This window comes from Salipiger sp. HF18 (assembly GCF_011806505.1).
Lineage (GTDB): Bacteria > Pseudomonadota > Alphaproteobacteria > Rhodobacterales > Rhodobacteraceae > Salipiger > Salipiger thiooxidans.
In genome coordinates, this window is the sequence record NZ_JAATOS010000036.1 from 1 (window position 1) to 20625 (window position 20625).

The window sequence follows — 20625 nt, forward strand, 5'->3', positions numbered from 1 at the left end:
CACCCGGTCGGGATCGCGGGCAATGACGAAATCGGTGCGCGGCAGGGCAAGCGCGTTGGCGCCGTAGCTGCCTACGAGCTCGGCGAAGATCCCGGTGAGGGCATTGACGTTGCGCGCCTCGTAGACCTGTCCGCCGGTGCCCGAGGCGATGTCGGTGAGCTCTTCGCGGTCGACGTCGTTGCCCGCGGGGATGGCGTGAATGCGCACGCCGATGTCCTCGAGTCGCTCGGCCGCCGCGACCGGGTCGCCGCCGGCGGTGTTGAAGCCGTCTGTCAGCAGGTAGGCGGTGCGCACCCGGCCGACCTCGGCCACGCGGGTGAACTCGCCGGTCGAGGCGTCGAAGGCGTCGCCGATGGCGGTGTCGCCGCCGGGCGAGAGGGCGTCGATGGCGTCCTTGTAGTCCTGCGCATTGCCCGCGTTCAGCGTGTCGATGGGGCGCAGCAGGGTGTTGCCCTCGTTGAACTCGAGCAGACCGAGGTCGATGCCCTGGCTTGTCTGCAGGTCGACGAAGGCGCGCCCGGCGGCGCGCACGAACTCGATGCGGCTGTCGGCGCAGTCGCCCTCGTCCACGGTGCCGTCATTGTCGTCGTCGAGCCCGTTGAGGCAGACCTCGGCCTGCCCGGAATTGGATGACCACGACATCGAGCCCGAACGGTCGACGATCATCATGATCTGATCCGAGCCCACCACGTCATCGACAAAGCTGACCGCCCGGAAGCAGGTCGCGGGCGGGGCCTCGGCGGGCAGGGCGGGGGCGGTGGTGAACGGGTAGTTCCGCACCAGCGTGTCCCAGCCCGAGAGCCCGCCGTTGACCAGCGTCTGCTGGGTGGTCTCGAAACGGCCGGTGCCCGCGTTCCAGCGCTGCGCGCAATCGGCGGCGTTGCATTGCGAGGTGCCGTCGTGGGTATCTGAAACGCTGGTGATGCCGACGCCGGTGGTCAGCCCGTCGGTGCCGCCAATGGTGCCGAAATCCAGGGCGACGGTGAGGTCGCCGGCGCCGGTGGTGAGGCCGGTGACGTTCATCGACGGCGAGGCCTCGGACACCGAGGCGAGCGAGCCGTCGGCGTTGAACTGCAACGTCCAGCTCTCGACGACGCTGATCACCCCCTGCGAGCCGCCGATGGCTGCGCCGTCCACCGCCGCGGTGATCTGCCATTCTGCCATGTCGGTGCGCGTGCCGAAGAGCGAGATGACGGCGGCGGGCAGGTTGCCGATGTCGTCGATGGCCTCGACGTCGCGCCGGAAGGTCGAGGTCGCCTCGGCGGTGGCGAAGCTGGTGCCGTCGAAGAGCTGCACGGTGTCGGCGGTCGAGAGGTTGCCGTCGAGGGCGATCGAGGTGACTGGCGCGCCCACGGGGCAGGTGCCCGAACCCTGCAGCGGGTCGTGGTTGGCGGCGACGCTCAGCTCGGACATGAGCACGAACTGGCAGCTGCCCGAGGGGCAGTCCGCGCCGCGCAGGCAGGCGGCCCCGTCGTTGCCGCCGCCGACGCACTGGATCCGGCCGGATTGCTGCATGATCGAGTGGTTGCGTTCGTCGATGCTGCCCGCGTCGAAGCCCGGCCCGATTCCGCAGGAGCCTCCGAAGCGGCGCTGCTCGTCGTATTGTTCGCCGAGCCCAAAGGCGTGGTGGCCCCATTCATGCAGCCAGACGTCGGCGCGTCGCAGGTCGACGTCGTACATGTTGAGATGCCGCCCGAGGGTGGTGAGATCGCTGCCGTCGGTGGTGAAGCTGCCGCCGGCGCGGCCGTTGATGGCGTGGATCCAGAGTGCCGCGCGGTCGAGATCCTCCTGCGCCTGCGTGAGTCGCACCTGCCGGACCCGCATCTGGCCGTCGGTGGCGTCGCAGATCCCCAGCGCGAGCTGTTCGATCGCCGCCTTGGTGTCGTCGATCTGTGCGGCGCTGGGCGGGAAGTTGAAATGGACGCTGAAGTCGAGGTCGCCGTTCGAGGGATCGACACTGCCGTCACCGGCCAGCGTTTTCGAGGCAATGCAGAGCAGAAATGCCGCAATACGGAAACGGGATCGTGTGAACATCGGAATCCCATGAATTTGTTTCGAATGGTCGCAAGTGTACCACAAAAGCAGTGATCATAAAACGAGTCTCGGCAACCGGAGGGTGAAAGGGCTCTCGGATCGGGGCTGCGATGGCCCTGGGCTGGAGGGGCGGCGTGGGGCCAGCTGTTTGATCCCACGGTTTGATGGCGCGATCCATTCGCTGGAATGGAAGGAAGCCCTATGGGACAGCTACGTCACGGCAGCGCCACGACCACGCATGCCATTTGCGATAGCCAAGGCCACAGAGGAAGAGCCTGTTTTCACGCATCTTCGGTCGCCAGTCCCCACGTCTTCTTCGTCCGCCATGCCGCCATACGCTGCAGGTGCGGAGAATGTCGGAAACGAGCTCAAACTGACGAGAGCGCGTGAGGCCGGTTTTTCACGCGCAGCGACGCGCTCAGCTTGTCGGCCGGACCAGTGCTGACCTTGGCCTGCCTGACGATGCAGCGCGATGCCATGGATGAGCGTCTCGGGAAAGCAGCACGGCAGCGGCGGGCTGTTCCATCAGCGTCTGGTCAGACCCGCGACCTGCGGGCCCATTAGCGCTGATGCGAAATGCAGAGGGTGCCTCGCGGCTGGTCTGCCAATTGACAGCTCTGATGCCCGGCTCTACCTCCTGCATTCTTCAAGGAGGCCATCATGCCCAAACCGAAGTCTCGCAGTTTCGCCGTCATCGGCCTTGGAACCTTCGGCACAACCGTCGCGTCAGAGCTGGCCCGGTTCGGCAATCACGTGCTTGGGATCGACCTTCAGGAACGCAACGTCTCACGCGTCGCTGACACGATTGCCGAAGCGGCGATTGCCGACGGCCGCGACGACCAGGCTCTGCGCGAGGTCGGAGTCGGCAGCTACGATGTTGCCGTCGTCGCCATCGGCGAAGAACTCGACGCCAACATCCTTTGCACCATGAACGTCAGGATGCTTGGCGTGCCCACGGTCTGGGTGAAGGCGATGAACCGCACGCACCATCGGATCCTGTCCAAGCTTGGTGCCGACCGGGTGATCCTGCCCGAGCAGGAGATCGGTCGCCATATCGCCCAGATGCTGCACAACCCGCTGGTCCGCGACTACGTGAGCCTCGGCAACGGCTTCCACGTGGTGGACTTCCGCGTGCCCCAAAGCCTCGACGGTACGCGCATCGACAGGATTGGCCTTGCCGAGAAGTTCGATCTTAGGGCCTTGGGGCTCATGCGCGGCAGCGACTATGTGGACTGCGAGGCGGGGGCGACCGAACTCAGGGCCGACGACAAGCTGCTGCTCCTCGGACGCAGGGAGAACCTGCGCCGCTTCGCGGACGGGCTCTGAGCGCCGATGCGGCCCGTATGGTCCAGGGGGGTATGGCGCATGCAGCTGCCCCCGCCAGCGATCCTCGCCGGTCTCTACGCGGTGCTGATCGTCCTGGGTGGCGCTCTGCTGATGCTGCCTGCGGCGACGGCGATCCCGATAACCTGGTCGGACGCGATCTTCACCGCCGCCTCGGCCGTGACCGTGACCGGCCTCGTGATCTCGGACACCGGCAGCCAGTTCACCCTGTTCGGGCAGGGCATCATCATGGTGCTGATCCAGCTGGGCGGGCTGGGGTTGATGACCTTCGCGGTGCTGTTGCTGTCGATGCTGGGCCTTCCGGTGACGATCTCGCAGCGCATCTTCCTGCGCGAGGATCTCAACCAGACTTCGATCAGCGACCTGCTGGTCCTCGTCCGCGGGATCCTCAAGACCGTGCTGGCCTGCGAACTCTTGGGCGTCGCGCTGCTGTCTGTCGTCTTCGTGCCGGAATTCGGCTGGGGCGAGGGGCTGTGGCAGGCGCTTTTCCATACGGTCTCGGCTTTCAACAATGCGGGCTTTGCGCTCTTCCCAGACAGTTTGTCGCGCTATGTGGGCAACCCTGTCGTCAACCTCACGATCCCGGCGCTGTTCATCTTCGGCGGGCTGGGGTTCATCGTGGTGACCGAGGCCTACGGCAAGCGCCGCTGGCGGGCCTTTTCCCTGCACACAAAGCTCATGGTGGTCGGCACGCTGGCTCTGATCGTCTGGTCCGTGCTGACCTTCGCTGCGCTGGAATGGACCAACCCTGCGACGCTCGGCGGGCTCGCCAGTACCGGTGACAGGCTGTGGGCCAGCTGGTTCCAAGGGGTGACGACCCGCACCGCAGGCTTCAATACCGTCGCCATGGGCGGCATCCAGGGCAGCGGCGCCATGATGTTCAGGTCCCGCATGGTGATCGGGGGCGGCAGCACCTCGCCGGCCGGAGGCATCAAGGTGACCACCTTCATCGTCCTGTTGCTTGCGACCGTCGCCTTCTTTCGGCGTAGTCAGCAGTTGCACGTCTTCGGGCGGAGTATCGGCGCCGAAGAGGTCATGAAGGTTCTGGCGCTGACCATGGTAAGCCTGATGACGGTTCTGGTCGCGATCTTCCTCGTGACTCTGTCCCACGATGGGGACTTCATCGACCTTGCTTTCGAGGTGACCTCGGCCTTCGGTACGGTCGGATTGTCACGGGGGACCACCGGAGAGCTGGACGGCTTCGGTCGCGCGGTGATCATCGCCGTCATGTTCGTCGGCAGGGTTGGACCACTGACCCTGGGCTTCTTCCTCGCAACACGATCCAAGCCCCGGGTCCGGTACCCTGCGAGCAAAGTTTATCTCGGATAATCCTGCGCGAGAGCTTGCTTGTACTAACCCTGACCGCGCCCCTACCTGCGCCTGGGACCCGTCGGGCGATACATGCTAGGTTGAATGCTCAGGCGCTGCCTCTCAAAGTACCGTGCGCTGCGGTGACGAAAGCTCAGGTGTTTTCTACCAGTCAATCGTCCGGTCAGTAGCCGTTACCTTTGTCGAAACATCCTTTGGGAGCCCGGTCGCTGCTCAGTGGGCCTTGTGTTGCCCGGACGGTTCGAGGAAGAGCGCCGAGTTTTCCCCGCGGACCCGCAACTTGGCGGCGAGGGGAAACTTTCAGCTCTCATCGACCCCCCACCAGCGCATTGTCTGATGGCAGTGGTGGTCAATTGCCTTCGCAGCCTGTTCGGCGTCCTGGGCGCGCAGGGCTGAGATGATGGCGAGGTGCTCTTCCATGGCGCTCGCAATGCGGTCGACCAGAAAGGCGCGGGTGGCTTGAATGACAGCAAGACGGTTTCGGTTTGCCTCATAGACGCCGCGCAGAAAAGGGTTGTTCAGCCCGCTCGCCAGCAGGTCGTGCAGGCTGAGATCGGTTTCAAGGGCCTGCGCCGGCAGATCGCCATTCCTGCCGGATTGCGCCAGCTGCAGCATCGTTTCATGCGCGCCCCGCAAACGGTTGAGCGGCATCGGCACGCCGCGCTGGATCAGACGGCAGGCACCCTCCTTGTCCAGCAGGGCCCGCATGTCCAGGCAGGCGCGCGTTAGTTCAGGACTCGCGTCCATCACCACGATGCCGCGCTTGGGCAGGATGCTGACCAGGGATTGTGTCTCCGCCCGTTTGACCGCCTCGCGGGTGGCGGCAATCGGAAAGCCTACCAATTCCCCAAGTTTGGGCATGGAAATGAACTCATTGGCCCTGAGGGCGCCTTGCCGCAAGGCTGCGAGCAGCGCCTCAAAAGCCTGGTCCGCCTGCAGTGCCTGTCCTGATCCGGTCGCGTCTTTCATCCTCAACCCTCTGAATATCAAGTAAATCAGGAAGTCCTTCAAGAAATCCAGATAGATGCCTTCGGTAATTCTTGATTGTGCCAACCATAGCATAGCACCTAACATTTTACAAAAGATGTCAGAAAACATTTGAAACGTGACAGCAAGGGAGGAACGCATGTCAACACAGCGACAGGAGATTGAAGCGGGAGTTCAGGAGGAGGGGATCCGGATGCCGCATATTTACGTGATCCTGTTCGTGTTCACGGCACTGGCCGCGCTGGCAACGCATTTCGTGCCGGCCGGGCTCTACGACCGGGTGATATTGCCCAACGGACGCAGTGCCGTCGATCCAGGCTCCTTCCGCTATGTCGAGGCCAGCCCGATAGGCTGGGAACAGTTCATGCTGGCCGTCCCGGAAGGGTTGGTGAACGCCTCGACGGTGGTGTTTTTCACCTTCATCATTGGTGGCATGTTCATGGTGATCCGCCGCACTGGCGTGATCGATGTGGTGGTGGACAAGCTGACCCGGCGCTTCGCGGCGCGCAGCGTGCTGATGGTTCCCGCGCTGATGGTGGTCTTTGCCGTTGTGGCGACACTGATCGGCACTCAGGAGTTGGCGCTGGTCTATGTGCCGGTGATCCTGCCGTTGATGATCGCGCTGCGGTTTGACTCGATCACGGCGGTTGCCACCGCGTTGCTGGCGACCACTGCGGGCTTTACCGCCGGAGTGCTGAACCCGATCAACACCGGGCTGGGCCAGACCATCGCTGAGTTGCCTCTCTACTCTGGCGCCGGGTTGCGGATGCTGCTGTTTGTTTGCCTTCTGGGGGCCGGGATCGCCTACCTGATGCGCTATGCGCTGCGTGTGCAGAAAAACCCGAAGACCAGCCTGCTGGCCAATGACCCCAAGGAAGCCGCCAAACGCGAAGCCTATGTACATGACCTGGATGCGCCGGCGATGCGCTTTACTACCCGTCAGGCTTGGGCCGGAATGGCCGCGCTCATGTTCTTCGGTCTGATGGTCTGGGGTGTGCTGACCCGAGGCTGGTTCATGATGGAAATGGCGGGGCTGTTCGTGTTGATGGGCGCGACAGTCGGACTGATTGCGGGGCTGTCCCCGGGCAAGATCTGCGACGCCTTCAATGAAGGTTTCCGCGACGTGCTGATGGGCGCGATCATCGTCGGCCTGGCCCGTGCGGTGGCAGTCATGCTGGAGCAAGGCCAGGTGATGGACACGCTGGTTTATGGCTTGGGCAATCTTGTTGGCGACTTCCCAAGCTCGGTCTCGGCCGTCGGGATGTTCGTGTCGCAGCTTGGCTTTAACTTCGTGGTGCCGTCAGGCAGTGGTCAGGCGCTGGTTACCATGCCGATCATGGCGCCGGTTTCGGATCTGATCGGGGTCACCCGCCAGAACGCGGTGCTAGCCTTTCAGCTGGGCGATGGCCTCTCGAACATCTTCTACCCGACTTCCGGCTATTTCATGGCAACGCTCGCATTGGCCGGGGTGTCCTGGGACCGCTGGGTCCGGTTCTTCCTGCCGCTGTTCGGGTTGTGGATCGCAATTGCAACTGCATTCCTGATTTACGCGCAAGCAGTGAACTGGACCGGCTGAAGCGAAGGCGGGACCTGAACGGAGCATGCGGCGGTCGCTTGGCGGCCGCCGCGTTGTGTTTTCAGTATTGCGCAAGGTGCAAACCGGCCTGCGTAAGATGATCTGTGCCTGCTGCTCCATTCCGGCTCGTGCGGGGCGGCAGAGGGATGTTTCAGGGACCTGATGATAGCTGGAACCAGGGGGTCGCTGCGGGAGCTGCCCTTACGCAGGCAGCCCGAGCGGACCTTTCAAAGACGGCTACCGCCGGAAGAGTTCACGGTCACTCCGGGCGTATTTCGTTGAAAACCTCGTGCGTGCCCTCTCGGTAGATTTGCTATGCAAATCGCCTGCCGGGTAACAGTACGTGGCGCTGCCGCGACGAACTTGTCCCATAGGGCTTCCTTCCATTCCAATGAATGGCTCGCACCATCAAACCGTGGGATCAAACACCTAGGGTCTGCGGGTCAGGCGCCTGCGGGGATGCCGAGCACGGCGAGGGCAAAGGTAAGCACGGCGAGAAGGCTGAACCAGACCGCCTTGCCGTTGTCGCCGCGGTGGCGGGCCACCAGGACGGCGACGATGCATTGCAGCGCATAGAACAGGGCAAAGGCGCGCGAGGCCAGGCTGACGATCGAGACCACGTCCGTCGCCCAGATCACGCTGACCGCGACCGCGCCGATCACGACATAGGCGTGCCGGGGTGTGATGTGCTTGTGCGTCGTGTCGCTGACCAGTTCGCTGGCTCCGATACTGTCGGCGACCGATGCGCTGAACTGGCTGGCGATGGCACCGGCGGTGACGATGAACGGCAGCCATGGCGTGACCCGCCCGATCACCTCGATGAACCCGGCGACATCTGCCGTCGAGGTGAAGAACGGGAACAGCGGGATCATCAGCAGGAAGAAGATCACGTAGACGATGGACGAAACGATCTGCGCCCGGGTCATTGCCTTGATCCGGGTTTCGCCGTCGTAGAGATCGCCCATGAACCGCGTGGTTTCGAACCCCTGCACGATGATCAGCAGACCCATCAGGAAGCGCAGCGAATCCCAGTCGAAATGATGCGGCACGGCGGCGGCGGCAGTCCAGCTGTAGCCCTGCGGCAGCGTCGTTCCGAAGATCACCAGTCCGGCCAGCAGGGCGACAATCGCCGCGAGGTTGGCGCTGACGGTAAAGACCTCGGCCCGCTCGACGCCCTGCAGCCCCTTGGTTGCGCCCAGCAGGCAGATGGAGGAGATTATCACCGTTGCGACGACCTTGCCCAGCAGAGGATCCTCCCAGCCCAGCAGTTTCAGCCCGAAGGCCGCCAGCAGCACGAGGTAATAGGCGACCGAGATGAAATAGGCGCCGATCAGAACCAGATGCGACATGGTTTCGAAGGATTTGAGCGGGTGGCCGGCCTCGGCGGATTCGAACTCCGGCTCGCCATAGCGGATGTTGTAGCGGATCGCGCCACCGATCAGGAATGCCAGCAGGGTCAGCCCGATCACCGCGGGGATCGCCCAGATGCCGATTGCGCTGGCCAGCAGGGGCACCGAGACCAGGAAGCCGCTGCCGATGATCGAGGCCAGGGGCGTGACCGTGGCCAGCCAGTTCCGGTTCCGGCGGACCGGGCCGCTGATCAGGACTGCAAAGGCGATCACGGCGACGACGATCAGTGTGCCATCCAGCCAAGTCATGCCGTGTTCCTTCAATATGCGCGCAGTGACGTCCACTGCTATACGTATAGCCGCTTCTTTGAAAGCGGATCCTGCCGGTGTGCATGCGGAGCGAGGGCAGGGGCGCGACTCAAGTCCTCGGGATGCCAGCCCTGATGAGCCGTTTCCACCGCGGCATGGCGGGTCATTCAGACCCCATAATTGCCAGATGATCTAATCTCTGGGTTAGCGGCCTCTTCCACGGTACCCACCGTTCGGGGGGTGTCCCAGATGGGCTGGTGCCGAGCCTCAAGACATGGGGAAAGACCGAGTGCGGGATAACATGTTCATCGGGCGTGATGTCCCGCACTGCAGACCTTGGCTTGCCAGACCGTGCTGCCGATGCCACCGGGGGCCGGTTTGGGGAAGCTGCGCCGCAGCGAGACCCGACCTGGCGAACGACGGCAGCTCTGGGCCGGGAGCGACGCGCGCTGCGACCCGCCGGGTGTTCGACTCGCTGCGCCGCCGCAGGTCGGCTTCGAGTTCCGTGCGGAAGCGCCAAATATCCACTGCGCGCGCTCGTAGCGGCATTTTCGCTGTGACGCGGCAGATCCCCAAGTCGCATAGCAGCTGTAGATCCGGTCGTTTGTCCGCCACGCACCGAAACCTTCGAGAGCAGCGTGGCGTTGTTGCAGAGCTCTGTCTGCGAAGGATTCACATTGTGAATCCATGCGCCTAGACGGGGTGCGCTGCGCCGTGTCGCAGCGTTGCCGATGAGGAAAACTTGTCGCTTCCGATTGAACTCAGGCGCATCATCCGAGGTCGAAGTGACTGCGCCAGATGTCCGCTTTCCGGGTTTCATGTTCCGTATAGGCTTCTATGGCTTGACCAAGGTCTTCGCCGGTGAGTGCGGCGCGGCCGTCGGCAATTTCGGCTATCCGCATCGTGTACCAAGCGGTCACGCCGCCTTCAGGCGGGGCGGCGAAACGCGGAAAGGACGGTGTCGCCGCATCGCCGCAACGCCACAGCTCGGGGAGATCCGGCGCTATCGCGAAAGCTCGGGCGAGGCCGACTGCGTCGGCAACTCCGCCGGCGACGATCTCCCCAACCTGGGACCTGGTCTTGATCCCGCCGGTCAGGAGCAGGGGTTTTGTCGTGACCCCGCGCGCGGACCGGGCGAACGCTGCGAAATACGCCCCAGCCCCCCGATCCTCCGACGTCGCAGGAGCGCCCGGAAAATAGGTCCCGCCGCTGATTTCGATGAGGTCGATCGAGGTATGATCGAGTGCGGCCACGACGTGCAGGGCCTCCGCTTCGCTCAGTCCACCATCAAGGCGATCAGTCGCGTTGATCTTGATCCCGATGGGACAGGCAGGTCCGACGGCCGATCGAACCTCATCGATGATCCTGATGACGATCTGCAACCGGGCTCCGATCGGTCCGCCATACTCATCGCCCCGCCGGTTGAAGAGGGGCGATAGGAGCTGGCTGAGCAGGAACCCGTGGGCCGCATGGATCTGGACGCCCCCGAAGCCGGCTTCCTGCGCCAGGCGAGCCGTACGCGCAAAGGCTCGCGGCAGGGCAGCGATCTCTTCCGCATCAAGCGCCCCGCACGTCAGTCCTGGAAGATCGAGGGCACTCGGCCCTTTCGGCGTGCCGATCGCCGGATCCGTCAGCGCGCCGGCATGGCCGAGCTGAAGCCAAAGATGGCCGCCGCCGGCAGCACCCTCCTTCGCCAACCGAGCGAACCGGCTCGGATCGGCCCGATCGTCGAGCACAAGGTTCCCCGAAGCCTCGGCAAACCGCGGATCACCCTGAACCTCGCCGACGATGGAAAGCGCAGCGCCACCGACCGACCACCGGCGGTAGAGGGCGATCTGCGCGTCAGTCGGGTGTCCTGTCCCGTCTCCGAGGCGGTCAGACATGGCGGACTTCACAATACGGTTCTTCAGACGCGCGCCGCAGGGGAGCTGCAGCGGGGTGAAGAGGGCATCGTGGTTCGGGCCGGCGGAAGGCTCGGCCGCATAGATCGAGAGAGGCATGGATTATCCTTGTCGTCTTGGAATGAATAATACCTGCCATGTGCTTCTGAGCGTGATAATCCCTTCATGAGGCAATGGACATGTGAGCTGAGGGCACGAATGTCACAGGATGGGGATCTCGCGATCTTTCACGCCATTCTCGATGCCGGGAGTTTCGCCGGCGCGGCGCGACACCTCGGGGTGACGCCTTCCGCGATCAGCAAGCGCATCGCGCAGATGGAGGGGCGGCTGGGCGCGCCACTGTTCCACCGCACGACGCGCCGCATGACGCTCACGGAGGCTGGCCAGACCTACGCTGCGAGGACGAAAGATCTTTTGACACAACTGTCGGCGGCCGAGGACGAGATCGCCGAAGGCATAGAAGCCATCCGTGGGCCGATCCGCATCACGTCCTCGATTGCGCTCGGACGGCGGCATGTCCTGCCCATCGTCCTGGATTTCAGCGAGGCCTATCCGGACGTCGCGGTGGATCTGACGCTGACCGACGCGCTCGTCGATCTCATCGAGGACGGTTATGATCTCGCAGTGCGCAGCGCGGCTCTGCCGGATTCAGGGCTGATCTCCCGCCGGCTGGCGGGCAATCGACGGATCATCTGTGCCGCTCCCGGTTATCTGGCGCGGCATGGCGCACCGACGCTCCCAGACGATCTCGCTGGACATGCTTGCCTGACCCTGAACATGCGGGGGCCTTTCAACGCGTGGCGGCTCGGGGATGATTGGGATCGCCCGCTTGAGCTGGGGCGCGGGTTCAGCTGCAACTCCCTCGATGCCTTGCATGCCGCCTGCCTCAGAGGATTGGGCATCGCGCGCCTCCCGTCTTTCCTCGTCGCCGAAAATATCGCGAACGGGCGCCTCGTCGCCTTGTTCGACGATGTTGAAGGTCCAGCTGAACGCTCCACGATTTCGCTGCTGCACCCTTACACCACCGTGGTTCCGCGCCGGGTTCGCCTTCTGGCCGATGCTCTCGTGGAGGGGTTTCGTCACCAGGTCTGAGGAGCTGAAGCTCGCCAAGTCGGGCTCGACGCCCGCATCGGTGTGCAGGGTCGTCGCTGGTCTCGAAGCTTTCGGTGCGCGGCGGGCACGTCAGGTCAGACCAGTTTTGTCTTCCCGGTCAAATGCGCTGTGCCATCCGGTATTGTGCGGTGGCTGCGCGCCGCTTTTTCAAAGTCGTCGCGTAGGCGACGAGTGCCGCAGTCTTCAGGATATAGTTGTCGCCCGGATATTCAGTGCGAAGAAGAGATGGAGGGCAGTAGCCCCGAACCGCCCCGGACGCAGGGCCGTCTTCCAGGGGGATCCGGAGTGCCCTTCACCGGGCCTCATTCTGGACGTTCGGTGTCCGTCGCCCCGGGCGACCATCTGGGCGACCATTTGGGCGACCATTTGAACCAGTCAGCTTGCCTGCAGATATGGTCGAGCCGCCCACGTGGATCTCGGGCGGGAGATCTGATCTTGACCGATTGGGTTCGTCGGCATCGCATCGCGCATTTTGAATGCTGCCGAAATTCCGACAAAAACACTCTTGTATCTGCGAAGTGAAGCTTGTACCCGATTTCCGACAAAACAGCTCAAGTAAGAGATCATCTTCGATGAACACCGCCTACACCGTTGCATTTTCAACCGCTTTGGCGTTGTCAGCGGCTGCCGTTCAGGCGCAGACCGACTATCCTCTGACGATCGAGAATTGCGGCCAGTCGGTGACCTTCGACGAGGCGCCGCAGAACGCCGTGGCTTTGGGTCAGAACAGCGCTGAGATCATGCTGTTGCTGGGTCTCGAAGACAGGATGGCCGCCACCGCCTTCTGGCCCAACTCGGTGTTGCCGGAGCTGGCCGACGCCAACGACAAGGTCGAATTGCTGACAGTGGAATTTCCGACACTGGAATCAGTGCTGTCGGCCGAACCGGACTTCGTGGCGGCCATGCTCACCACCCTGCTTGGTCCCGACAGCAAGGTCGCCAAGCGGTCTGATTTCGAGGAGCTGGGCATTCCGACATATCTGTCGCCAAGCGCCTGTTCCACAACGCTGGACGCGAACGATGCCTACGGCTCGCGTGATGACCTCTGGAGCATGGATCTGCTCTACAAGGAGATCGAGGACCTCTCACGGATCTTCGACGTCGCTGACCGCGGGCAAGCCCTGACCGAGGATTTCAAATCGCGCGAAGCGGCGCTGCGCGAGCAATTCGCGGAGAACGAGGATCTGACCTTCCTCTTCTGGTTCTCCAGCCCGTCGCCCGCCGACGATGCCTATCTTGGCGGCGGCAATGGCCCGTCGGGCTACATTGCGGACATCCTTGGTGGCTCGAACGCCATCACGACCGAGGCTGACTGGCCCGCCGTGGGCTGGGAAGGTATCATGGCCGCCGACCCGACGGTCTTTGTCGCGGCACAGGTAGATCGCAACCGCTGGGATCTGGACGCAGCCGAGAACAAGATCGACTTCCTGACGTCGGATCCCACCGTCAGCCAGATGGATGCGGTCAAAAATGGCCGGATCGTCGTCATGAGCGGCGCAGCGATGAATCCCAGCATCCGCACCCTCTACGGCGCCGAGCAAGTGGCCGAACAACTGAAGGCGCTTGATCTTCCGTGATGACGTCTGAGACGACAGAGAGCGGAACCGCGCGGCTCGCCCTCTTCCTTTGCCTGTCGCTGATCGTCCTGGTCTTCGCCGTCGCCGCCGCGACGGCGATTGGCGATTATAACATTCCCTTGCGGACGGTCTTCCTGTCCGTGACCAACGAACTGGGCCTGACCGGCGCCGAGATCGCGCCCATCCAACAAAGCGTCGTCTGGAACCTGCGCCTGAGCCGCGCCCTGATTGCGGCGCTTGCGGGCGCGGGTCTGGCGATCTGCGGCGCGATCCTGCAGGCGCTTCTGCGCAACGCGCTGGCCGAGCCTTTCGTGCTGGGCGTCTCGGCGGGCGCCTCGACCGGGGCGGTCTGCGTCATCGTGCTGGGGATCGGCGCGGGCAGTCTGTCGCTGTCGCTTGGGGCGTTTGCCGGGGCTTTCGCAGCCTTTGCCCTGGTGGCGCTATTGTCAAACGGGGCGACCAGCGGGCCGAACCACACGATCCTCGCCGGGGTTGCGGCCTCGCAGCTGTTCAATGCGCTGACCTCCTACATCGTTACGACGTCGGGCAATGCACAGCAGGCGCGTGATGTGATGTTCTGGCTCCTGGGCAGCTTTGGGGGTGTACGCTGGCCGGATTTCCAACTCTTGCTCGGCGTCGTGATCCTCTGCTTTACAATCTGCATCTGGATGGCGCGGTCGCTGGACGCCTTCACCTTCGGGGATGAGGACGCGGCTTCGCTTGGTGTCCCGGTGGCCCGCATCCGCATCGTGCTGTTCGGCGTGACCGCGCTTTTGACCGCGACGATCGTCAGCATGGTCGGAGCCATCGGCTTTGTCGGTCTGGTCGTACCCCACGCGGCGCGGTACGTCGTGGGGACCTTGCACATGCGGCTTCTGCCGGCCTGCGCCATGACGGGCGCGGTCTTCATGGTGCTCGCCGACATCGCTTCGCGCATGATTGCGACACAGCAGACGGTGCCCATCGGGGTTGTCACGGCGCTGGTCGGTGTGCCTTTCTTTGCCATCATCCTTTATCGTGCGAGGCCACAGACATGAGCGTTGTTGCCCAGAGCCTGATATGGGGTGTCAGGCGCCGAACCATCGTATCAGACGTGTCGTTTACGGTCGTGCGTGGTGAGACGCTGGGGCTGATCGGCCCCAACGGATCGGGCAAGTCGTCCCTGTTGCGGCTGCTGGCCGGGTTGAAGCGCCCCATCTCGGGCCGGGTCGAGATCAACGGGCAGGACATCGCGCAGGTCCCGCGCAAGGCGCTGTCGCGGCAGGTCGCCTTTGTCCAGCAAAGCTCGGCCACCGACACCAATGTCACCGTGGCGGATGTGGTGCGGCTTGGCCGGACACCGCACAGATCTGCCCTTGCAGGCTGGTCCGATGGCGATGAGGCCGCCGTGGCCCATGCGCTCGATCGCGTCGACATGGCATCGCGCAAGAGGCAGTCGTGGCAGACCTTGTCGGGGGGTGAGCGTCAGCGCGTGCATATCGCCCGCGCTTTGGCGCAGGCCCCGCAGGTGCTGTTCCTGGACGAGCCGACAAACCACCTCGATATCCACCACCAGATCGAGATCCTGCGCATGGTCCGCGATCTGGACCTGACCAGCATCATCGCCCTGCACGACCTCAACCTCGCCGCCATGTTCTGCGACCGCATCGTCGTGCTCGAGGCCGGGGCGGTCCGCGCCTGCGGCACGCCCGACGCCGTTTTGACGCAAGAGACCCTGCACGACGTCTTCCGCGTCAAGGCTCATATTGTCCCAACACCCGAGGCCCACCGGCCGCATATCCGGTTCAGCCCGGAGTGAAGCGGACAACGATGCTGCCGAAAGGCCTCGCGGCGCACTCTCGGCCCGAAACGAACGAAACCCTCTGGATCACCTTGCGCATCCTATCCACATTCGCCTTCGCGCTGATGGGAGTCTGCGTGAAGGCACTTGGGGACACGGTTCCATAGGGGCAGGTCGTATTCTTCCGCTGGCCGTGGCCCTGCTGCCGCTGGTGCTTCTCCTGTGGTGGCGCGCGACGGGCGCGGGCCCTGGCATTATGACGACGCGAAAGCGGTGATCGAGGAGAGCTTCTCCCGGCGCCAGCGCATCCACATCGACGAGAACCATTCGACGGACACGGCGGCCAAGCTCGGCCTGTCGGCGCCGGCGCGCGGCTTCATCACCGAGATGGAGGAGCGCGCGGATGGCATCTGGGGTCGCGTCGACTGGAACGAGAGCGGCCGGGCGCTGCTCTCGGATCGCGCCTACTGGGGCCTTTCTCCGGTCCTGTCCTACGACAAGACCACCGGCCGGGTGACTGCCATCGCCCGCGCCGCCCTCACCAATGATCCCGCCCTGCGCGAGCTGCTCGCGCTCAACAGCACGGAGTATGGCGACATGTTTTCCGCGAAGCTGGCCAAGCTGCTTGGCCTGTCCGAGGATGCCTCGGAAGATGACATCACGGCCGCCCTGGCCACGCGCCTCGACGCGGACGGGGAGGGCGACGAGGCCCTCAGCACCGCGCTTGGCCAGATCGGCACGGCGATGGGGCTCGAGGGCGAGGTCAGCCTGACCACGGTCGTGGCGGCCGCCCGCGGCTTTGCCAGCGCCGGTGGCGAGCAGGCCGAGGCCATCGCCGCGCTGCAGGCCGAGGTGACCACCCTGAAGGAGGGCGGCAAGCGCAAAGCGGCGGAAGACTTCGTCGACGGCGCGATCCGCGACCGGCGCGCCGGCGTGAAGGCCGCGCGCGAGGAGTATGTCGCCCTGCACATGGAGGATCCCGCCCGCGCGGCGAAGATGATCCAGGCGCTGCCCCGGCTCGACCAGACCAATACCTCGCTGGAGCCGCCAGCACCCAAGGAGGGTGAGGCCGCGCTCAGCACAGATCAATCCGCCATCGCGAAGATGCTGGGCATCGACCCGGCGGCGATGGCCAGGAACCTCGGGGAGGCACTCTGATGGCCGCGCTCACACAGGACCGCAACACGCCCCGCTCGGAAGGGGAAGGCCCAACATATGACCGTCGATGTGCCACGGTTCAATGCGCTCGGGCGTAGAGCAACTGAAGCCATGGATTGGCCTCGGGGCCGGGTTGCTCCTGCGGGAAAGGTGTCGGCGAAGTCTCGACGAGATGCAGAAGCGTCCATGACAACCCAAAGCAGTCATCCGGGCCAAAAACAGTAAGTAAGGCTTCAGCCTCTTCGTCTGTCACTGGCGATTTGATCGAATGCAGAGCCTCTTCCAAGCGCTCTATCGACCTAGTGTCGTCCTCCGATTGAAGTGGCCCCATTGCTACGAGCTTTTTAATTTCTTCACGCATTTCAATCCCGGCTTTCAGTCATGAATTAGCTTCCTCCGCATCGTGACCCCACACCAGTGATGGACTGATGAGATTAGATCAACCCTAAGCCGCGTTGCCGCCAGTTGCGGACAGGGCTGCGATGCCGCAGGTCTGGTTCCGAGCCCAGTGTGCTCTTTGGCTTTCGCGTAGCGGCGAGAACCCTTAACCTCGCTTCAAAGGTTGGCGAGGAACTCGATCCGGCAATTGCCTATGCGCTTGAGCACGGTGCCGCCGTTGGCCTCGATGGCGAAGTTGTTCGTCCCGCCGCCGCCGCCGCCGGCGTCGGCGAAGGTCTCTTCGAGATACATCGCAGCGTCCTCGGAGCACTTGAACGCGCCGCAGGTGCCATCGGGGTCGCGGGCCGTGGCCCGGGTGCCGAGGAACCAGCTCACGGTCTGCTCGATGCAATGCACCTCGGTGCCGTTGATGCCCCAGCCGTAGCGACCGCCAATGTCGATCGACTTCACCGTGTCGTGGGTGGTGAAGCCGTTGATGCTGGTCTCATCGAGGCGGCCGTTGTCTGCGCTGACACAGTTAATGTGCAGCACCGCGAGACCTGCGCCTGCGTCGGAGTGATAGCCGAAGCCGTCCTTCTGCCCCTTCGAGCCATCGACGCCGAACATCGCCACCAGCCCCTCGGTCTGGGTGACGGAGACCGCGTTGCGGATCTGGGTCCGGTGCTCGAGATTGCTCAGTTGAGTGCTGGGCTGGGCCCGAGAATGCGCCGGACGTACCAGTCAACTTTTGCCTGGCATCTGCCTTCAGCCGATGCTTCGTATTGATTGGCGGCGCCGGCTATCCAGAACGAGCTCTTCACATAGTGGGAGGGGTGGACGACGCGGATCACATCTTCTGCGCCGGTCACACCGAACCTCTGGAAGTGGCTAGCGGCGACATTTCCCACTGCGACTATCTTTACGGGGGCCACGGCTCTTATTTCACGATCGAGGACGTCTCGACACGCACCGTAAAGCTCTGGGGTGAGTTTCACCGTCGGTGAGTGGAGCTTCATCGCGTCGGTGACCCACACGTCATAGTCGTCAGACAGCAGCTTGACGATGACGCGCCACATCACTCCGTGAGAACGACGGTTCGAGCGGAAGATCGAGCTGTTCAAGCCAAAGAAGGTGCCGACTGTAAGCCCGATCTCGGATTTCGGGCTACGCAGAGGATCCTGGGCACAAAGCATAACCGTTCCGCGCCGCGGTCGGTCGACTGATAGGAGGCACGGTAGGTCATATCCTACAACCTGGTCTTGGTACGCGAGCAGGCTCTCGGACGAGATTTGTTCTGGGGGAACGATTTGTAGATTTGGTGGCCTCGAGTGTGTCTCGCGGAATTCTTTTTCGAGGCTTTTCGAGAGGTCTTTTAGGCCGTCAGCGGAAATGAAAGGGGCTTGGCTTTCGATCCATGTCGACCAATGCCCTTTGTTTAATCGGATTTCCATGTCGTCGTCCTTGGTGTGAAATCATACATGAAGGACACCTTCGGCGCTAGGTGCCTTACTGGCAACGCTCCACCCAAGACATGCATCATATGACGGCTTATGTGCCTTGTCCGGTACCAACGGGCACATCCGGTGCCGGTCAGCGCGAGCGGCAATCAGAGGTGGGCATGACCGTGTTCTTCCAAAGTTAATGCCTGCTAATCGTTCAGCCAGTGTTCAATCCAGCCGCCGGTAGACATAGCCTTCTCTACAAGAGAAACATAAACGCTCGAAATCCACTCCTTGCTACTTTTCCAGTCGACGTCTGGAATGTCAGCGTTCATGAGTTCGGGTACGAACTCCTTCGCTTCCGTCCATGCCTTTTCTGGAGCGTTGTAGGCCATCGCCGTGAGCTTCTTGCGAGAGGGGACTTCTATCGCGCAAACGGTAAGTTGTTCTTCGGGCGCGGTAATTTCTGGGTCAAGCGCCTGCTGTAGCGCCGTCATATCCTGAATGGTTTGGCACAGGTCAGCAAGTTCTAGAGCGGTTGTTCCGATGATCACTGCGGTGCCCAAAACTGGTAGAGCCTCACCTGGCATAGAGGCAACTTCGCGAGCTGCGGTCTTTGCCGCGCGATTGGTGACTCTTGAGGCAGTGCTCACCACCTTATTTCGGGCCTGCCTTTGAAGTGCTTTGGCTGCCGCCAGCTCAGCAGATGCCTCGGCGAGTTCGGTTCGAACTCGTCGCTTTGCGGCCCTTTCCCTGACAAGCTCCCCCTGCGCCTCTGCCAATTCGCTTCGAACCTGTCGATTGGCCGCCTTCTCGGCGTCTAGGTCTGACGACAGCCTCACAATCTCATCGGCCTGCTGCGCCGTAACACTTCGGCCCCGTGTCATGGCGTCGACCACGGATTGAGCCGCACCATAGACGGAGGTGCTAAACAAGAGAGCCAAGTTGATAATGATCGATAATGCTAGAAAGGTGGGGAGAACTAGAGCTCTGAGAAAGCGGTAGGCGGAGATGAAAGGGTTTTGCACGAACTTATCCTGAACGAGAATGTGGTGCAGCATACCCGGTCGACACCCGCCCAAGCAACGCTGCGCGCCGGTCAGCAGCTACGCAATCGGCAAGGGGGACAGGGCGCTGGACATGTGGATATCGATGCCCTGACCGACCAAGATGATGTCGGTCACAGCGACCAATATGCGCCCCCTAGGCTGACGCATCACCGTGCATATAGACCCCTATGCGCCTCGTGAGCCGTCTCAGGGCCGCATTCCAAGCTGCGGACACTATGAGGAGCAGGGGATGTCGAACAGGGTCATGAAAGAGTGATTATCGCAGCTACAATCTCGTCGCAGCTCAAAGTCACCCCCTCCGGGATAGCCTCGTCGATCATTCTCAGAACCGATAGTGTGCTAACTTCCATGCCTTTTCTGGTTCTGAAAATATCCCTTGCTTTCACGGCAGTATCAGAGATGCCGCTCTCGTCGTCTGAGCATTTTCTCTTCAGTCGTTCTAAGATCTCAGCATAAGGTTTCACCTGCGCCTCTGTTACCCCCAACGTGTCGGCATCGATAGCGGCAAGCTTGCCAGGGAAAGTATCAAGAAGTGGGTTATCTTCTTCTTTGCAGGCACCAAGGAGAATGGCTGCGCAGAGAGCAACCAAGGCGCCAGTACGAGAGAACGTTGTCGGCATACGAAATCCATCAGGAGTTTGTGTTAGGCTATGCGATCCAGCGCTCACAGACATGCCTAGTGTCGGCCCAAAGCCGACCTTGGGACGGGATGACCACGCTGCGGCGCAGCTTCACCGAAACCGTCGTTCATCCGTCGCGCGTCATTTTCCAACGGCAAAGGTCCGCCACGCCGGGCAAAGCGGACATTGTAGAAGGTGCCGCGCACCGCTATTGCCCTCATGGTTTTAAATGCTAACGGCGGGACTGACGTGCCCAGAGTATACTTGATCGGAGCATCATGCTCGGGCGTCTCGACGCTTGGCGCGACACTGTCCGCGCAGATGGGCATTCCACTGCTGGACGTAGACGACTTCTATTGGATGCCGACAGACCCACCGTTCACGACAAAGCGCCCGCCGGAAGATCGGGTCCGCCTGATCCAGAAGAGGCAAGGCCGGACGGACGGCTGGGTTCTGTCAGGCTCCTTTATGGGCTGGGGGGAGAGCCTGATCGACCATGTCGAGATCATCGCCTTTCTGTATACTCCGAACGCGATACGGATGCGCCGTCTGGAGCACCGAGAGGCACAAAGACATGGTGATCGAATCCTGCCGGGTGGCGACATGCATGAAGGCCATCTGGCATTCCGTGACTGGGCATCTCGCTATGATGACCCCTCGT

Annotated in this window: 18 protein-coding genes; 9 read left to right on the forward strand and 9 right to left on the reverse strand. The window is 62.8% G+C overall.

All coding sequences use genetic code 11. The annotated features are described in order from the left end of the window. On the reverse strand, window positions 1-2034 hold a 2034-nt coding region (locus HC022_RS06170; RefSeq protein WP_167451816.1), incomplete at its 3' end, for a VWA domain-containing protein. A gap of 660 nt (window positions 2035-2694) precedes the next feature. On the opposite strand from HC022_RS06170, the gene HC022_RS06175 reads away from it, so the two are divergent. Further along, window positions 2695-3360 carry a TrkA family potassium uptake protein gene (locus HC022_RS06175; protein WP_008884255.1) on the forward strand — a complete coding sequence of 222 codons (666 nt, stop codon included), beginning with the start codon at window positions 2695-2697 and terminating at the stop codon, window positions 3358-3360. 39 nt (window positions 3361-3399) lie between these two features. Continuing rightward, window positions 3400-4707 carry a TrkH family potassium uptake protein gene (locus HC022_RS06180; RefSeq protein WP_175583474.1) on the forward strand — a complete coding sequence of 436 codons (1308 nt, stop codon included), beginning with the start codon at window positions 3400-3402 and terminating at the stop codon, window positions 4705-4707. A gap of 300 nt (window positions 4708-5007) precedes the next feature. Here the strand turns inward: HC022_RS06180 and HC022_RS06185 are convergent, their stop codons facing one another. Continuing rightward, window positions 5008-5769: a GntR family transcriptional regulator gene (locus HC022_RS06185; RefSeq protein ID WP_254884957.1), complete on the reverse strand. Its 762-nt coding sequence runs from the start codon at window positions 5767-5769 to the stop codon at window positions 5008-5010. Between the two features lie 118 nt (window positions 5770-5887). On the opposite strand from HC022_RS06185, the gene HC022_RS06190 reads away from it, so the two are divergent. Then, window positions 5888-7270 (forward strand): YfcC family protein, encoded by a 1383-nt coding sequence (locus HC022_RS06190; protein ID WP_254884958.1) that lies wholly within the window; start codon window positions 5888-5890, stop codon window positions 7268-7270. Between the two features lie 443 nt (window positions 7271-7713). Here the strand turns inward: HC022_RS06190 and HC022_RS06195 are convergent, their stop codons facing one another. Both HC022_RS06195 and HC022_RS06200 read right to left on the reverse strand, forming a co-directional pair. Continuing rightward, entirely contained in the window at window positions 7714-8928 is a 1215-nt protein-coding gene (locus tag HC022_RS06195; RefSeq protein WP_008886178.1) for a membrane protein, read from the reverse strand. 770 nt (window positions 8929-9698) lie between these two features. After that, window positions 9699-10928 (reverse strand): oxidoreductase, encoded by a 1230-nt coding sequence (locus HC022_RS06200; protein ID WP_167451818.1) that lies wholly within the window; start codon window positions 10926-10928, stop codon window positions 9699-9701. 99 nt (window positions 10929-11027) lie between these two features. On the opposite strand from HC022_RS06200, the gene HC022_RS06205 reads away from it, so the two are divergent. The 5 genes from HC022_RS06205 to HC022_RS06225 all read left to right on the forward strand — a co-directional run bounded on the left by HC022_RS06205 (window position 11028) and on the right by HC022_RS06225 (window position 16457). Beyond that, window positions 11028-11921: a LysR family transcriptional regulator gene (locus HC022_RS06205; RefSeq protein WP_167451819.1), complete on the forward strand. Its 894-nt coding sequence runs from the start codon at window positions 11028-11030 to the stop codon at window positions 11919-11921. A 593-nt stretch (window positions 11922-12514) separates the two neighbouring features. Further along, a complete protein-coding gene (locus tag HC022_RS06210) occupies window positions 12515-13519 on the forward strand; it encodes an ABC transporter substrate-binding protein (RefSeq protein WP_167451820.1) in 1005 nt (334 codons plus the stop codon). After that, window positions 13519-14556: an iron ABC transporter permease gene (locus tag HC022_RS06215; RefSeq protein ID WP_008886116.1), complete on the forward strand. Its 1038-nt coding sequence runs from the start codon at window positions 13519-13521 to the stop codon at window positions 14554-14556. The genes HC022_RS06210 and HC022_RS06215 overlap by 1 nt, the downstream gene beginning before the upstream one ends. After that, window positions 14553-15317 carry an ABC transporter ATP-binding protein gene (locus tag HC022_RS06220; RefSeq protein ID WP_167451821.1) on the forward strand — a complete coding sequence of 255 codons (765 nt, stop codon included), beginning with the start codon at window positions 14553-14555 and terminating at the stop codon, window positions 15315-15317. Before HC022_RS06215 ends, HC022_RS06220 begins: the two co-directional genes overlap by 4 nt. A gap of 204 nt (window positions 15318-15521) precedes the next feature. Then, window positions 15522-16457: a phage protease gene (locus HC022_RS06225; RefSeq protein WP_167451822.1), complete on the forward strand. Its 936-nt coding sequence runs from the start codon at window positions 15522-15524 to the stop codon at window positions 16455-16457. Between the two features lie 79 nt (window positions 16458-16536). Here HC022_RS06225 and HC022_RS06230 read toward each other — a convergent pair whose 3' ends face one another. From HC022_RS06230 to HC022_RS06250, 5 genes are all read right to left on the reverse strand, one after another. Continuing rightward, the gene (locus HC022_RS06230; RefSeq protein WP_207545917.1) at window positions 16537-16818 is read right to left on the reverse strand and encodes a hypothetical protein; all 282 of its coding nucleotides are present in this window, start codon (window positions 16816-16818) and stop codon (window positions 16537-16539) included. A gap of 194 nt (window positions 16819-17012) precedes the next feature. Then, window positions 17013-17468 carry a hypothetical protein gene (locus HC022_RS06235; RefSeq protein WP_167451823.1) on the reverse strand — a complete coding sequence of 152 codons (456 nt, stop codon included), beginning with the start codon at window positions 17466-17468 and terminating at the stop codon, window positions 17013-17015. 62 nt (window positions 17469-17530) lie between these two features. Next, window positions 17531-18286 (reverse strand): uracil-DNA glycosylase family protein, encoded by a 756-nt coding sequence (locus tag HC022_RS06240; RefSeq protein ID WP_167451824.1) that lies wholly within the window; start codon window positions 18284-18286, stop codon window positions 17531-17533. Window positions 18287-18483: 197 nt separating this feature from the next. Beyond that, a complete protein-coding gene (locus HC022_RS06245) occupies window positions 18484-19335 on the reverse strand; it encodes a hypothetical protein (RefSeq protein WP_167451825.1) in 852 nt (283 codons plus the stop codon). A 251-nt stretch (window positions 19336-19586) separates the two neighbouring features. Then, a complete protein-coding gene (locus tag HC022_RS06250; RefSeq protein ID WP_167451826.1) occupies window positions 19587-19964 on the reverse strand; it encodes a hypothetical protein in 378 nt (125 codons plus the stop codon). Window positions 19965-20228: 264 nt separating this feature from the next. On the opposite strand from HC022_RS06250, the gene HC022_RS06255 reads away from it, so the two are divergent. After that, the coding region (locus HC022_RS06255; RefSeq protein WP_217703902.1) for an adenylate kinase at window positions 20229-20625 on the forward strand (397 nt) is incomplete at its 3' end.